Annotated in this window: 14 protein-coding genes; 8 read left to right on the plus strand and 6 right to left on the minus strand. The window is 61.8% G+C overall.

The features are described from left to right. Positions 1-4: 4 nt before the first annotated feature. Positions 5-556, minus strand: a complete 552-nt coding sequence (locus tag HB676_RS14275) for a cytochrome b (protein ID WP_213738450.1) — start codon at positions 554-556, stop codon at positions 5-7. A gap of 172 nt (positions 557-728) precedes the next feature. Between HB676_RS14275 and murI the strand changes: the two genes are divergently transcribed. From murI to HB676_RS14300, 5 genes are all read left to right on the plus strand, one after another. Continuing rightward, entirely contained in the window at positions 729-1,520 is a 792-nt protein-coding gene (gene murI, locus HB676_RS14280; RefSeq protein WP_213738451.1) for a glutamate racemase, read from the plus strand. Positions 1,521-1,669: 149 nt separating this feature from the next. Then, entirely contained in the window at positions 1,670-3,727 is a 2,058-nt protein-coding gene (locus HB676_RS14285; protein ID WP_213738452.1) for a flagellin, read from the plus strand. Positions 3,728-3,926: 199 nt separating this feature from the next. Continuing rightward, on the plus strand, positions 3,927-5,984 hold the full coding sequence (locus HB676_RS14290) for a flagellin (RefSeq protein ID WP_213738453.1): 2,058 nt from the start codon (positions 3,927-3,929) through the stop codon (positions 5,982-5,984). Positions 5,985-6,334: 350 nt separating this feature from the next. After that, entirely contained in the window at positions 6,335-6,700 is a 366-nt protein-coding gene (flaF, locus tag HB676_RS14295; protein ID WP_213738454.1) for a flagellar biosynthesis regulator FlaF, read from the plus strand. 221 nt (positions 6,701-6,921) lie between these two features. Then, complete coding sequence (locus tag HB676_RS14300) at positions 6,922-8,724, plus strand: tetratricopeptide repeat protein (protein WP_213738455.1); 1,803 nt, start codon at positions 6,922-6,924, stop codon at positions 8,722-8,724. On the opposite strand, the gene HB676_RS14305 is transcribed toward HB676_RS14300, so the two are convergent. From HB676_RS14305 to HB676_RS14320, 4 genes are all read right to left on the minus strand, one after another. Further along, a complete protein-coding gene (locus tag HB676_RS14305; RefSeq protein ID WP_213738456.1) occupies positions 8,721-9,074 on the minus strand; it encodes a hypothetical protein in 354 nt (117 codons plus the stop codon). The two genes, HB676_RS14300 and HB676_RS14305, sit on opposite strands and share 4 nt — an antisense overlap. Before the next feature lie 173 nt (positions 9,075-9,247). Further along, on the minus strand, positions 9,248-9,739 hold the full coding sequence (locus tag HB676_RS14310; RefSeq protein ID WP_213738457.1) for a hypothetical protein: 492 nt from the start codon (positions 9,737-9,739) through the stop codon (positions 9,248-9,250). Next, complete coding sequence (flgJ, locus tag HB676_RS14315; protein ID WP_213738600.1) at positions 9,736-10,134, minus strand: flagellar assembly peptidoglycan hydrolase FlgJ; 399 nt, start codon at positions 10,132-10,134, stop codon at positions 9,736-9,738. Before flgJ ends, HB676_RS14310 begins: the two co-directional genes overlap by 4 nt. Before the next feature lie 5 nt (positions 10,135-10,139). Next, complete coding sequence (locus HB676_RS14320; protein WP_213738458.1) at positions 10,140-11,264, minus strand: flagellar basal body P-ring protein FlgI; 1,125 nt, start codon at positions 11,262-11,264, stop codon at positions 10,140-10,142. 267 nt (positions 11,265-11,531) lie between these two features. On the opposite strand from HB676_RS14320, the gene HB676_RS14325 reads away from it, so the two are divergent. From HB676_RS14325 to HB676_RS14335, 3 genes are all read left to right on the plus strand, one after another. Then, entirely contained in the window at positions 11,532-11,945 is a 414-nt protein-coding gene (locus HB676_RS14325; RefSeq protein ID WP_213738459.1) for a flagellar assembly protein FliX, read from the plus strand. 380 nt (positions 11,946-12,325) lie between these two features. Beyond that, complete coding sequence (dksA, locus tag HB676_RS14330) at positions 12,326-12,691, plus strand: RNA polymerase-binding protein DksA (protein WP_100382788.1); 366 nt, start codon at positions 12,326-12,328, stop codon at positions 12,689-12,691. A 76-nt stretch (positions 12,692-12,767) separates the two neighbouring features. Continuing rightward, a complete protein-coding gene (locus HB676_RS14335; RefSeq protein ID WP_213738460.1) occupies positions 12,768-13,556 on the plus strand; it encodes a fumarylacetoacetate hydrolase family protein in 789 nt (262 codons plus the stop codon). An 18-nt stretch (positions 13,557-13,574) separates the two neighbouring features. Here HB676_RS14335 and HB676_RS14340 read toward each other — a convergent pair whose 3' ends face one another. Then, on the minus strand, positions 13,575-14,357 hold the full coding sequence (locus tag HB676_RS14340; protein WP_213738461.1) for a GntR family transcriptional regulator: 783 nt from the start codon (positions 14,355-14,357) through the stop codon (positions 13,575-13,577). Positions 14,358-14,461: the final 104 nt, after the last annotated feature.

Consider the following 14,461-nt stretch of genomic DNA (forward strand, 5'->3'; position numbering starts at 1 on the left):
ACGATCAGCCCGGTGCGCCGTCAACCATCCGCGCGGCGACGCGATCGCGCTTGATGAAGTGATGCCATGCCGCCGCGACGATATGGATCACGATCAGCGCGAGCAGCACATAGGCGATGTATATGTGCCAGTCTTCATAGAAGCCGGCCGCGGCCTTGTCCGGCGACGTGAACTGCGGCACCTTGAACAGGCCGAAGAAGCTGGAATAGTTCGGATCGCGCGCGCCGGAATGCGCCCACCCCAGTATCGCGACCACGATCGTGACGCCATAGAGCGCCCAATGGCTGATGCTCGCCGCGACCCTTTGCAACGACGAGATGTCAGGCGGCAATGCCGGCGTCGGATTCACGCCTCGCCAGATCAGCCGCAGCACCATCAATAGCAGGATCAGATAACCGATATCGGCGTGGATCGAGCGATAGAAGAAGCGATCCGGCCGCGCCGGGATATGATTCATCCACCAGCCATACGCCAGCATGCCGATAATCGCGATACCCAGAATCCAGTGAAACCATCGCGCAACACTGCCCCAGCTGGCCGTCGTATTTCGAATCATGTCTGCGCTGCCTTTAGGAATTCATGCGTGGAGACTCTTGGTAGCGCTCCCTTAAAACCCGTGCCAATTGAATTATTCCAAATCGCGGCACCCGATATCCCATTGACATCGCGCCACCCTGCAGTTGCGCAAAATTACTGAACGGTAACCCGGGATCGGCTAGGATCGCGGTGTGCCAGCACCTGCGACGATTCTCGTTATCGATTCCGGCCTCGGCGGCCTCACGGTCCTGCGCGAAATCGTTCCGACGCGGCCGGACGCACATTATGTCTATGTCGCTGACGACGTATTCTTTCCTTATGGGCACCATAGCGAGGACGAGATCATCGCGCGGGTAGTGCCCCTGGTCGGCGAATTGATCGCTGCGCACAGGCCCGATCTCGTGGTAATCGCCTGCAATACGATGTCGGTTTCGGTCATGGCGCCGCTCCGTGCGGCCTATAGCGTGCCGTTCGTCGGCACCGTGCCGGCCATCAAGCCGGCCTGTGCGGCATCCAAGACCCGACGCGTGTCGGTGCTCGGCACCCGGGCCACCGTCAAGCGCGAATACACGCAAGCGCTGATCCGGGATCATGGCCAGGGCTGTGAAGTAACTTTGGTGGGTTCAGGCGAACTCGCCTCATTGGCAGAAGCGGCGCTCAGCGGCGTTGAGGTCAGCGATCAGTCGATATTCGCCGAACTCGCACCGTGCTTCGTCGGGGAGAAGGATGCAGCCCGCACCGATACCGTCGTGCTGGCCTGCACCCACTATCCCCTGCTGATGGACCGGCTGGTCAGGCTCGCGCCTTGGCCGGTAAATTGGATCGACCCCGCGCCGGCCATCGCACGGCGTGTTGCGGATTTGATGAAGCCCGCTGATGACGCGACCGAAGAGGCCGGCGCTGAAATGATTTTCACATCAGGTCGACCGCACGCGCTAAACCATGCGTTGATGCCGTTTTTCGGCGGCCGCGTTCCGGCCTGAATCACCATTAACCTTTTTGAGCTCTTACCGCCGGAAGAAAAAAAGCCGGTGTATTCACGTTTTATTGAGGTTGACGGTTTACCTTGTTCGCGACGTGCGACTGCGCAGGAAGCGCAGAGTGTTTTTACAGTAAGTAAAGGATTGCGTTCATGTCTGGTATCGTTCTCTCGGCGTCCGTTCGCCAGAACCTCCTCTCCCTCCAATCGACTGCATCGCTGCTCGCCACCACCCAGAATGACCTCGCCACCGGCAACAAGGTCAACTCGGCGATCGACAATCCCACCGATTATTTCACGGCGCAGGGCCTCAACAACCGCGCCAGCGACATCAACAACCTGCTCGATGGTATCGGCAACGGTGTGCAGGTCCTCCAGGCCGCCAACACCGGCATCACCTCGTTGCAGAGCCTGGTCGCCTCCGCCCAGTCGATCGCCAACCAGGTGCTGCAAAGCCCGACCGGCTACTCGACCAAGTCCAACGTAACGACCGGCGCCATCAGCGGCGCGACCGCCGACAACCTGCTGGGTACCGGTCCGTCTGCGACTGACGCGACCTTCGCCTCCACCACGGCCGGCTCCTCGGTCGTCGCGGGGGTTACCGCTGCAGCCGGCACCGAAAGCGGTTCGGCGCTGACGCTCTCCACCACAGGCTCAAGCGCCCTTAGCACCTCGACGCTGGGCACCGCGAGCGGCGATTTCGATCTCTCCTCGCTCGTCGGCGACACGTTTACGGTCGGCAGCCAGACCATTACGTTCAGTGCGAGCGCGACGTCCACGTCGACGTCCGGTTCCACCACGACCATCGGTCTGGGCTCCGGCACGACGTCGACCCTGGGCGAGCTTCTGACCGCGTTATCGGCCAACTCCAGCGGCGCTGCCGGCTCAGCCTCGATCTCAGGTGGTGCGATCACCCTGTCCACCACCACGGCAGGCGGCGACTTCACCTTCGGCGGCACCAACGCTACCGCGGTTCTGCAAGCTCTCGGTCTCGCCAACGCCAACAACGTCGTCCACACCGCGAGCTCGTTGCCGAGCACGGCCGCTATCACGACCACCACCGTGCTTTCGGGTACCGCGACCGGAGACCTTTCCACCCCCTTCGCCAACAACGACACGCTGACGGTTGACGGCAAGACCCTGACCTTCAGCAGCACGGCCGCGACCAGCACCTCGGCCAATGGCGGCACCATCAGCACCACCGGTACGATCCAGGATATCCTCACCGCGATCGACGCGATCACCGGCTCGAGCGGAGCGAACGCCGCCACGATCGCCGCCGGCAAGATCACGCTGCACACCGGCACCGCGGCCGATCTGAGCATCACCAGTTCCAACAACGCAGCGCTTGGTGCGCTCGGTCTTGGCACCGGGGTTACCCAGGCTCGGACACCCGGTACCGGCGGTCTCTCCGGCGAAACCCTGACCATCGGCGCCACCAATACCAGCTCAACGCAGACCGCGATCACCTTCGGCACCGGCGCCGGCCAGGTCTCGACGCTCAACGGGCTCAATGCCGCGCTGGCCTCGAACGATCTGCAGGCCACGATCGACGCCTCCACCGGCAAGATCAACATCGTGACCACCAACGATGCGGCTTCGTCGACGATCAAAGCGATCACCGGTACGGCGACGGTATCCGGCTCGGCGTTCGCCAATGTGGCCTCCGGCGGTTCGGCTCCCGTGCTCGATCCGAACTCGCAGGCGACCCGCGCCAGCCTGGTCACGCAGTACAATAACGTGCTGCAGCAGATCAACACGACCGCTCAGGACTCGTCCTTCAACGGCGTCAACCTGCTGAGCGGCGATACGCTCAACCTGACGTTCGATGAAACCGGCGCTTCCAAGCTCGCGATCACCGGCGTCACCTTCAACGATGCCGGCCTCGGTCTTTCGAGCCTGGTCTCCGGCACCGACTTCCTGGACAACAACTCGGCCAACACGGCTTTGACCGCGCTGACCAAGGCCTCGACCACCCTGCGCACGGAAGCTTCCGCGCTGGGTTCGAACCTGTCGATCGTGCAGGTCCGCCAGGACTTCAACAAGAACCTGATCGACGTGCTGCAGACCGGTTCGTCGAACCTGACGCTGGCCGACACCAACGAGGAAGCGGCCAACAGCCAGGCGCTGTCGACCCGCCAGTCGATCGCGGTCTCCGCGCTGGCGCTCGCCAACCAGTCGCAGCAGAGCGTGCTTCAGCTCCTGCGCTGATCGAAACAGCAAACCAAAAGACGGAAACGGCGGGGGAAACCCCGCCGTTTTTGCATTGGATAAGGCCTTGGCGCAGCGAGGTTTTCCGGTGCGCGGCTTGAGGTAGGAAAGCGTTAATCACACAATTTAAGTACGCATTAACTCTAATTTAAAGGAGTGCCGATACAAGCATAGCCACAACACTAGGAAGGCTTGACACATGTCCGGTATCGTTCTCTCGGCTTCGGTTCGCCAGAACCTTCTCTCCCTGCAGTCGACCGCGTCACTGCTTGCCACCACCCAGAATGACCTCGCCACGGGCAACAAGGTCAACACGGCGCTGGACAATCCCACGGAATTCTTCACGGCGCAGGGCCTCAACAACCGCGCCAGCGACATCAACAACCTGCTCGATGGTATCGGCAACGGTGTGCAGGTCCTCCAGGCCGCCAACACCGGCATCACCTCGCTGCAGAGCCTGGTCGCCTCCGCCCAGTCGATCGCCAACCAGGTGCTGCAGGCGCCGACCGGCTACTCGACCAAGTCCAACGTGAGTTCGGGCACCATCAACGGCGCGACCGCCAACAACCTGCTCGGCAGCCCTGGGGCCGCGACTGACGCGACCTTCGCCTCCACCACGGCCGGCACCTCGGTCGTCGCGGGGGTTACCGCTGCAGCCGGCACCGAAAGCGGTTCGGCGCTGACGCTCTCCACCACAGGCTCAAGCGCCCTTAGCACCTCGACGCTGGGCACCGCGAGCGGCGATTTCGATCTCTCCTCGCTCGTCGGCGACACGTTTACGGTCGGCAGCCAGACCATTACGTTCAGTGCGAGCGCGACGTCCACGTCGACGTCCGGCTCCACTACGACCATCGGTCTGGGCTCCGGCACGACGTCGACCCTGGGCGAGCTTCTGACCGCGTTATCGGCCAATTCCAGCGGCGCTGCCGGCACGGCCTCGATCTCAGGCGGTGCGATCACCCTGTCCACCACCACGGCAGGCGGCGACTTCACCTTTGGCGGCACCAACGCTACCGCGGTTCTGCAAGCTCTCGGTCTCGCCAACGCCAACAACGTCGTCCACACCGCGAGCTCGTTGCCGAGCACGGCCGCTATCACGACCACCACCGTGCTTTCGGGTACCGCGACCGGAGACCTTTCCACCCCCTTCGCCAACAACGACACGCTGACGGTTGACGGCAAGACCCTGACCTTCAGCAGCACGGCCGCGACCAGCACCTCGGCCAATGGCGGCACCATCAGCACCACCGGTACGATCCAGGATATCCTCACCGCGATCGACGAAATCACCGGCTCGAGCGGAGCGAACGCTGCCACGATCGCCGCCGGCAAGATCACGCTGCACACCGGCACCGCGGCCGACCTGAGCATCACCAGTTCCAACAACGCAGCACTTGGTGCGCTCGGTCTCGGCACCGGGGTTACCCAGGCTCGGACGCCGGCGACCGGTGGTCTCTCCGGCGAAACCCTGACCATCGGCGCCACCAACAACAGTTCGACGGCGACCGCGATTACCTTCGGAACCGGCGCCGGCCAGGTCTCGACGCTCAACGAGCTCAACGCCGCGCTGGCCTCGAACGATCTGCAGGCGAGCATCAGCACGACCGGCGTGATCAACATCGTGACCACCAACAATGCGGCTTCGAACACGATCGGCGGGCTCACCGGCGTCACCGGTACGGCGACGGCAGCCGGCTCGGCGTTCGCCGGCCTGACGATCACGGGTCCGGTCCTCGATCCGAACTCGCAGGCGACCCGCGCCAGCCTGGTCACGCAGTACAATAACGTGCTGCAGCAGATCAACACGACCTCTCAGGACTCGTCCTTCAACGGTATCAACCTGCTGAACGGCGATACGCTCAACCTGACGTTCGATGAAACCGGCGCTTCCAAGCTCGCGATCACCGGCGTCACCTTCAACGATGCCGGCCTCGGTCTTTCGAGCCTGACTTCAGGCACCGACTTCCTGGACAGCAATTCGGCCAACAATGCTTTGGCCTCGTTGACCCAGGCCTCGACCACGCTGCGCACGGAAGCATCCTCACTGGGTTCGAACCTGTCGATCGTGCAGATCCGCCAGGACTTCAACAAGAACCTGATCAACGTGCTGCAGACCGGTTCGTCGAACCTGACGCTGGCCGACACCAACGAGGAAGCGGCCAATAGCCAGGCGCTGTCGACCCGCCAGTCGATCGCGGTCTCCGCGCTGGCGCTCGCCAACCAGTCGCAGCAGAGCGTGCTTCAGCTCCTGCGCTGATCAAAACAGCAAACCAAAAGACGGAAACGGCGGGGGAAACCCCGCCGTTTTTGTTCGTGATCGCGGTGCAGCGTAATTAGAGCGTTTTCGAGCCAACGGGTCGCGCGAACGCGCGCCCGATGACAGGCTCCGTGGGTGCCGGCTCGCGTGAAGAAAACGCGTCAAAACAAAAGACAGAGCCCGGTTCTGATTCAATCAGAACCGATATCTAGCCACGGCACGGTCTGATTTTGCCCGGTTCCAAACACATTTGATAACTGCTGATAACCATATTTTAAAGGCCATCACGATATAAAATCCGGGCAGTTCAGAAGTCCGAGTTCTGCGTAAGCCCCCAGTTGAGGTGTTGGATGTCTCATGCCGCTCAAGCCTATTCGCGTACGTCACAAGCGACAGCACATCCAAGGGAAATCGAAGCGCAGGCGCTGCTGATGGCGGCAAAAAAACTGCTGGATGTCCAGACCAACTGGACCGGCCCCGACAATAACATGCACAAGGCGTTGCTCTTCAACCGGCGGCTGTGGACGATCTTCATGAGCGCGGCCGACACCAATGACAATCAGCAGCCGGTGCAGGTTCGTCAGCAAATCGCCAATATCGGCTATTTCGTCATGCAGCGGACGGTCGATATGCAGTTGGCTCCGGATCCGTCGAAGCTGAAATCGCTGATCGAGATCAACACCAATATTGCGGCCGGCCTCGCAGGCAAGCCCTGAAGGCAGGCGCCCCGTCGCGCAGGGCTTTCGCGAAGGCTTGACCCAAGCCTTCCGAGCAAAGCCTCCTGAGCAGAGCCTTCCGAGCGAAGCCTTTTGCAGGCGGGTTCACAAGCTGGATCCTCGGCGCAGCGCATCCACGACATACACCGGCAAGGGGCATATCTGCTTTCTTGTCTGGCGGGAATCATTCAAGCTTTGAAGCGAAGCTCGGAACTCCCGCCATGAATCCTCAGCAGCAGGATACTTCGCCTGCCGGATTGTGCGATCTGGGAAGCCGTCTCCTGCAGGCCGGCCTCCTCACGGAAGCCGCTGATTTGTGCCAGCGCGCTTTGGCGATCGATCCAGGTCACGCGGATTCGCTGTGCCTGATGGGAGAAGTCTGCCTTCATCTGGGACAATTCGATCAAGCCGTCGAATGGGTGGCTCGCGCGCTCAGAATCGCGCCGAAAGCCGCTTATCTCTCAACCCTCGGAACCGTGCTGGTGCGCGCGGGCAGGCCGGAGGAGGCTTCGAAGGCCTTCGAAAAAGCCATATCGATCGAGCCTGAGAATGCCGAGAACTGGAAGAATTTCGGCGCGGTTCTGATCGATCTCGACCGTCCGGATCGAGCTTTTTTACCTTTGCAACAAGCGCTGAAACTGCGCCCGCGTTACGTCGCTGCCGCGAATCTCTATGGAATGGCGCTCTACAAGCAACAGCGATACGCCGAGGCGCTCGAACATTTCAATCTCTCGCTCGAAGTTGAGCCGGCACAGGCGGATGCGCTCCAGGTCCGCGCTCTGGTGTTGATGAATCTGAATCGGCTTGAGGAAGCGGTCGCAGACAATCAACGTTCCCAGCTTTTAAATCCCCTGGATGCCGATACGCATAACAATCTGGGAGCCGTACTGCAGAAGCTTGGACGATACGAAGAGACCTTGGCTTGGTACGATTGCGCGGCGGCACTTCGCGCCAGTTTCGTGCCGCCTTTGATCGGCAAGGCGCATTCACTGATCGAGCTCAGGCGGATCGACGAGGCCTTTGCCAGCTACGCGCAATGCCTCGCACGCGATCCGGAAAATCCGGATGCCCGCTGGGGAATCGCGTTGCTCCAGATGCTGGTCGGAAATTTCGAGGCGGGCTGGCTTGGTCGTGAAGCCCGATGGGATCTCGGGCTGATGCCTGACCCCGAATTACCCCAACCTCTCTGGCTGGGTGACAGCGCCATCGAAGGCAAGACGATCCTGCTCTATGCAGATGAAGGGATCGGCGATCTATTTCAGTTTGCCCGCTACATCCCGATGCTGTCTGCTCTCGGCGCCCGAATTATTCTCGCCGCCGCCGGTCCTGCGTGTTCCCTGATGTCCCGTATGGCTGGCGTTGCGCAATGCATTGCGAAACCGATCGGGACGTTGCCGCCCTATGACGTCCATTGCCACGTTTCCAGTTTGCCCCTGGCATTCAAGACCACGCTTGCGACGATCCCTTCGGCCGTTCCCTACCTGCCGCCGCCGATCGACAACCGCGTCAAGGAATGGGAGCGACGGCTTGGCGCCCACGATCAATTCCGGGTCGGTCTGGTCTGGTCCGGCAATGCCGGCCACTCCAACGATCACAACCGTTCGATGCCCGTGCGTGAACTGACCGGGCTTCTCGATCTCGATGCCATGTTTGTCAGCTTGCAGAAGGACCCGCGCGATCAGGACCGGCGCATCCTTGCCGGTACCGGGATCATCGACATGACGGAAAGCCTTTCAGACTTCGACGAGACCGCGGCGCTGATTTCCTGCCTCGATCTGGTGATCTCCGTCGACACCAGCGTGGCGCATCTTGCCGGCGGAACTGGCTGTCCGGTCTGGATCTTGCTGCCCTATACCCCGGACTATCGCTGGATGTTCGATCGCGAAGACACCCCCTGGTATCCGACCGCGAAGTTGTTCCGGCAGACGGAGAACCGACGGTGGTCAGAGGTGCTCGAGCGACTGCGCGTCGAACTCGGCGGTCTCATCGAAGGTTGGCGCTCCGCGCGCCCGACGTTGCCTTAGGCCGTGCGATCGGTGGCCAACGGCCGCGTCGGCGTATCCTTGGTCATATCGAGGGTATGGAAATAGGCGCGGCGGCGCAGCGCAGCGTCATCCGGAAACTGATTGACCACCTGGTCGGTCTGGCTATTGACGACCTGATAGACGATCGAGGCCGCGGCACTATCGAAAAATGCCTGACGCGATATGAAATCGTTCGAGGCCTGCGGGCCGATGCCGGCGTCGGGAACGGTGACGCTCTGGCTCGGCGGCAGTTCGGTCGCAACGGCATCGTCGACCGCGCTACCGGCGGTCTGTACAATAGGCGTTGCAACCGGTGCCCCCACCGGCTTGATGCTGAAATCCGTGCTCATGGCAGCCTCCTGGCTTCCCCCGAGTCAAATCCCAACCCTCATCCGCATGCAATTATGAACTACAGCTCTCAACGCAAAGTTAGAGAACGCAACTAATCCCGCGCTGACAGCAGCGCGAGAATTTGATGAAAAATGTAATGTTTGTAGTGCGGGCGTACGCCGCGCAAAAATTTTCAGAGCGAGCGGCTGACCGCCAGCGGCGTCATATGACGCGGTCCCGGCGTCGCGCGCCGGCCGGCCGCGGTGTAGGTGTTGGGAATATTGCGGCGCTGAATCTCGGTGTTGACGCCGCGGATGACGCTTTCGGATACGGCATGCGCCGTTGCGAGCACGGTGAGATTGATCTGCAGCATGGCGCGAAACGTGTCGTGATGACGATGCAGCGTGGTCAGCAACTCCGGCGCTGCCTGCGTCATGTATTTCTGGCTGGCTTTCAGACAGGCGACGATGTTGGCATAACGACGGGACAATTCCGTCTTCTTGGGCTCGAAGGCCATCGCTTCGCGAATCTTGCCGGCGCGGACCAGTTCGGTTTCGCGCTCGACGAGGCCGAGCAGCGCGCTCATGACCTCCATCATGTTCTCCGCAAGCTTGCGCGCCTCGGCGGGCGTCGATGCCATCGGGATTTGTGCCGGCGCAGGCTGGCGTTGCGGATGTGGGGTCATGCCTGTTTGTCCTGAGTCTGGCCGATCTGGGCCTGGCCGATACGGTTGGCTTGCTGCAGAATGAGCGTGCGGTAGACGTCCTTGGCAATGCCGACGCCGCCGGCTTGCGCGAACGATTTCGAATACTGTTCCGTCAGCATCGAGCGCCACACGCCGGTGCCGGTGGTGCTGCCATACGGGCCTTCACCCTGCAGGCCGCTCGTCATCTGCGAAAACATCGAATTGAGAAACATCGCCTCGAAATCCTGCGACGTCGCCTTGGCCTTGGTCTGCGCCGTCGGCGAAACCTTCGCCAGCGCATTCATCATGTCGTAATCGGGATGGCCGTTGAACGAGGGGATCGCGGCCTTAGCGAGTGCGCCGTTATGGATCGATGCCGCGTGGCTGGTCTGCATCTGCATCACATCACCTCGATGTCGGCCTGGATCGCGCCGGCGGCCTTGATCGCCTGCAGAATGCTGATCAGGTCGCGCGGGCCGATGCCGAGCCCGTTGAGGCCGTCGACGAGTTGCTGCAATGAGACGCCGTCTTTCACCAGCGCCAGTTTCTTGCCGTCTTCGACAACGGAAACATTGGAGCGCGGCGTCACCACGGTTCGTCCCCGCGATAGCGGATTGGGCTGGCTGACTTGCGGGCTTTCAGAGATCGTAACAGTGAGATTGCCTTGCGCCACCGCGACCGTGGCGACGCGCACGTCCCGGCCCATCACGATGATGCCGGAGCGTTCGTCGATGATGATCTTGGCGGCAAGATCCGGCTCGACCTGCAATTGCTCGATCTCGGTCAGGAAGGCGACGACGTTGCCCTTGAATTCCGGGGGGATCGACAACTGCACGGTCGAGGGATCGATCGGTTCGGCGGTCTTGGCGCCGAGGAAGTCGTTGACCGCGGCGGCGATCCGCTTGGCGGTGGTGAAGTCGGCGTTACGCAGCGCGAGCCGCACATTGGGCAGGCGGTTGAGCGCGAACTCGATCTCGCGCTCGATGATGGCGCCGTTGGCGATGCGCCCGACCGTCGGCACGCCGCGGACGATCTTGGCGGCTTCGCCCTCGGCCTGGAAGCCGGAGATCGCGACCGATCCCTGCGCCACCGCATAGACGTTGCCGTCGGCGCCGAGCAGGGGGGTCACCAGAAGGGTGCCGCCCTGCAGGTTCTTGGAATCGCCGAGCGCGGATACCGTGACGTCCATCCGGGTTCCCTGGGTGCCGAAGGCGGGCAGGTTGCCGGTGACCATGACGGCGGCGACGTTGCCGGTACGGATGGTGGCGCCGCGGATGTTGACGCCCATGCGCTCGAGCATCGCCTGCAGCGACTGCTTGGTGAAGGGGATGTTGTTCAGGGTGTCGCCGGTGCCGTTGAGGCCGACGACGAGGCCGTAGCCGATCAACTGATTCTGGCGCACGCCTTCGATATTGGCGAGATCCTTGATCCGGGAAGTCGCGCCCGCGGGCATGGCAGACAGCGCCAGCGCGATCAGCGCGGCACAGGCCACTCCCAGTACTTTTCCCGAACTTACGCCTGGCATCCTCAGCTCCCCGCGAGGTCTCGACTGGTCTTGGCTGGATCCCCGACACTCCCATGACGGCGGTCCACCACTCTCTATGCGAGCGCCATGCCATGCCCTTTTGAGAAGACAAGCGATTGATTTGATTAATAAAATAAAAATAAGCAAATCGCGGGGCGGGGTCGCGGCAACGGCGAAACTGCCTCCCGGCGGCAGATTTTGCCGGGCTATTTACGCTCCATTAACCATAAAAGAGCCATGCTCGCGGCTACACAGGCGAGAACAGCGATGCGCATCTACGGACCGAACGGCACCACCCTCGGGTCCCCGGCGGGTAACATCCGGCGAACCAGTTCGAGCGGCTTTTCGCTGCCGGACGACGCGGCGTCGACCACGGAGACGCGCGCGACCGTCGCGCCCAAGGCGTCGGCGAACATCGATGCGCTGCTCGCCATGCAGGGAATCGAGGATCCGGTCGAGAAGCGCAAACGTTCGGTGCAGCGCGGCAAAGGCGCGCTCGATGTGCTGGACGACCTCAAGATCGGCCTGTTATCGGGCAATTTCGACGCTTCCACGGTCAGCCGGCTGCGCGATGCCGCCGCTAATCTCAAATCGTCCTCGGGTGATCCCGGCCTCGATGCGGTGCTATCCGAGATCGAGCTGCGGGTCGAAGTCGAACTCGCCAAGGCCGGCCAGTTCTGACGTCGGACGGTGTTCCCGTCCGCTCTGCTCCCCTCGCTCCGCGAAGCGGCCGGGAGGGGTCGGGGGTGGGGGGTCTATCAACTTGCTCTGCTATTGCCGGCGAGTTTTCAACACCCCCGACCCCTCCCGCCACGCGCTTCGCGCGCGGAGGGAGGGGAGAAGGCGTCGCACGCCGTCGCCTTCTGCTTGAGCAGCCGACTCCAAGTTCCTGCGGCGAAACCTCGCGGTGCCCGGTTTCTGGTCCGCGGCCGATATTGTCTGTCACAACACGCCGCTATATAAGGCCCGCGCGGACGGACCCTTTTCGTTCGCCTTGCACGATAGATGGGCTGGCCTTGGAAAAGTTGAAGAATTATCGACCCTCCGAAAAAGAGCCTTTCATGAACGACCGCCAGCGCGATTATTTTCGCGCCAAGCTGCTGGCGTGGAAGGACGAGATCCTGCGGGAATCGCGGATCACCTTGCAGACGCTCCAGGAAGAGAACGTCAATCATCCCGATCTCGCCGACCGCGCATCGTCTGAAACCGACCGTGCGATCGAACTGCGTGCCCGCGACCGGCAACGCAAGCTGATCTCCAAGATCGATGCTGCGCTGCAGCGCATCGAAGACAACACTTATGGCTATTGCGAGGAAACTGGCGAGCCGATTTCGCTGAAGCGGCTGGAAGCCCGCCCGATCGCAACCCTTTCGGTGGAAGCGCAGGAGCGCCACGAAAAACGCGAGAAAGTCTATCGCGACGAATAGGACCTGTCCGAAACCTCATTGACCGCCATGTGCGGTCATCTTTTTTTGTTGATAGATTTTTTGGAAACCGCCGCCGATGGACAGAATTCTCACGGCCGCACAAACCATCGCTGCCGCCCGCCGCACGCGCACGCCGCTGCCGCCGCTGGCTGCGGAGTTCGCCCCGCAGGATGAGGCCGAGGGCTATCTGATTCAGGCCGCATTGGCGGATCTGCTGTCGTCCGATTTCGGCGCGCAGGTCGGCTACAAGATCGGCTGCACCAGCGCTGTCATGCAGGCCTATCTCGATATCCCGCATCCCTGCGGCGGCAGCGTATTCGCGCGAGGCGTTCACCCAAGCGGCGCATCGCTGCATCACGCGGATTTCGTCCGTGTCGGCGTCGAATGCGAAATCGCCGTTCGGCTGGCGCGCGATCTCGTGCCATCCGCCGCGCCATTCACGGCGGAGGCGGTCGCGCAGGCCATCGAGGCCTATCTGCCCGCGATCGAAATCGTCGATGATCGTTATGTCGACTGGCAAACGCTGGGCGCGCCGACATTAGTGGCCGATGATTTCTTTGCCGCCGGCTGCGTGCTCGGAAAGCCGGTGGCGCGATCGGCAGCCCCCGATTTGCTGGAGGTCGTCGGCCGCGCGCTGATCAACGGCGATGAGATAGGGCGGGGCACCGGCGCCGACGTGCTCGGCCATCCCCATCATGCGCTGGCGTGGCTCGCCAATCATCTCGCCGCCGGGGGTAACGGTTTGCGGGCCGGGCAGATCGTGTTGACGGGCAGCCTCGTCAAGACGATTTGGCTTAATCCAGGCGACGAAGTCGCGATGGAATTGTCCGGGCTCGGGACAGTGAGTGTGGACTTTCGCGGCTAGGCGCTGGCGACAATCTCGTCATTCCGGGGATGCCTCTTCCGGGCTGTAGCGCAGTTCTATCGCGGCGGCGCGCGTCGGCAACGAGCGGATCATCGCAGTCTTCAAGTACATCACATGATCGCGCATCAGCATTTCGGCGCGCCAAGCTTCACGTCCGAGGATTGCCTCGAATACGCGTTGGTGATCGTCATGGCGTCGTCGTACGTCGCGATATTCAAATTCGACGATCATGCGGGGTGAAGAGATCGGAACTTGACGACACAGGCGAACCATATCCTGAAGCATGCGCGAGCCTGCGGCGGCATGAACGGTTTGATGGAAACAAGTATTGATTGTGCTGTATGCCGCACGATCGCCTTCGATCAATACGCCGCGACTCAGCAGGCGGTCACCGTCATACAGGGATTGTTCGAGCAGGCGTTGATGCTCCGAAGACAAGCCACGTTCGGCAGCGAGCCGCGCTGCGAGCCCTTCGAGCACAGCGCGAAGCTCGAAGGCGTAGACGATCTCAGCCACCGGAAATTCGCGCATCCGATATCCGTGATTGGGAGCGTGATCGAGCAGGCCCTCCGAGGCGAGCTTCTGCAGCGCGGCGCGCACAGGCGTACGTGAAGCGCCGAGCTGCTCGGTGAGACGGACCTCGTGCAGCCGCTCGCCCGGTGCGAATTGCCCGTTGCAGACGGCATTGCGGAGCTCCTCGAGAACCGTCGCGGCCCGTGTTGATGGAGCGTTTGGGACGTCCATGAGCCGTTGGTTCATTGAAACACCATCCCCAAGCTGATCCTCGTTGTATGTATACATTTATTCGTCCGATAGACAACTCGGCATGACTTGCGCGTCGGCTTTGCATTGAAATCAGCTAATCTGCTCTATCTCTCAGCACGCCGTGCCTTACTTGGGAGCAT

Origin of the sequence: Bradyrhizobium sp. dw_411, assembly GCF_018449695.1 — a bacterium.
GTDB lineage: Bacteria > Pseudomonadota > Alphaproteobacteria > Rhizobiales > Xanthobacteraceae > Bradyrhizobium.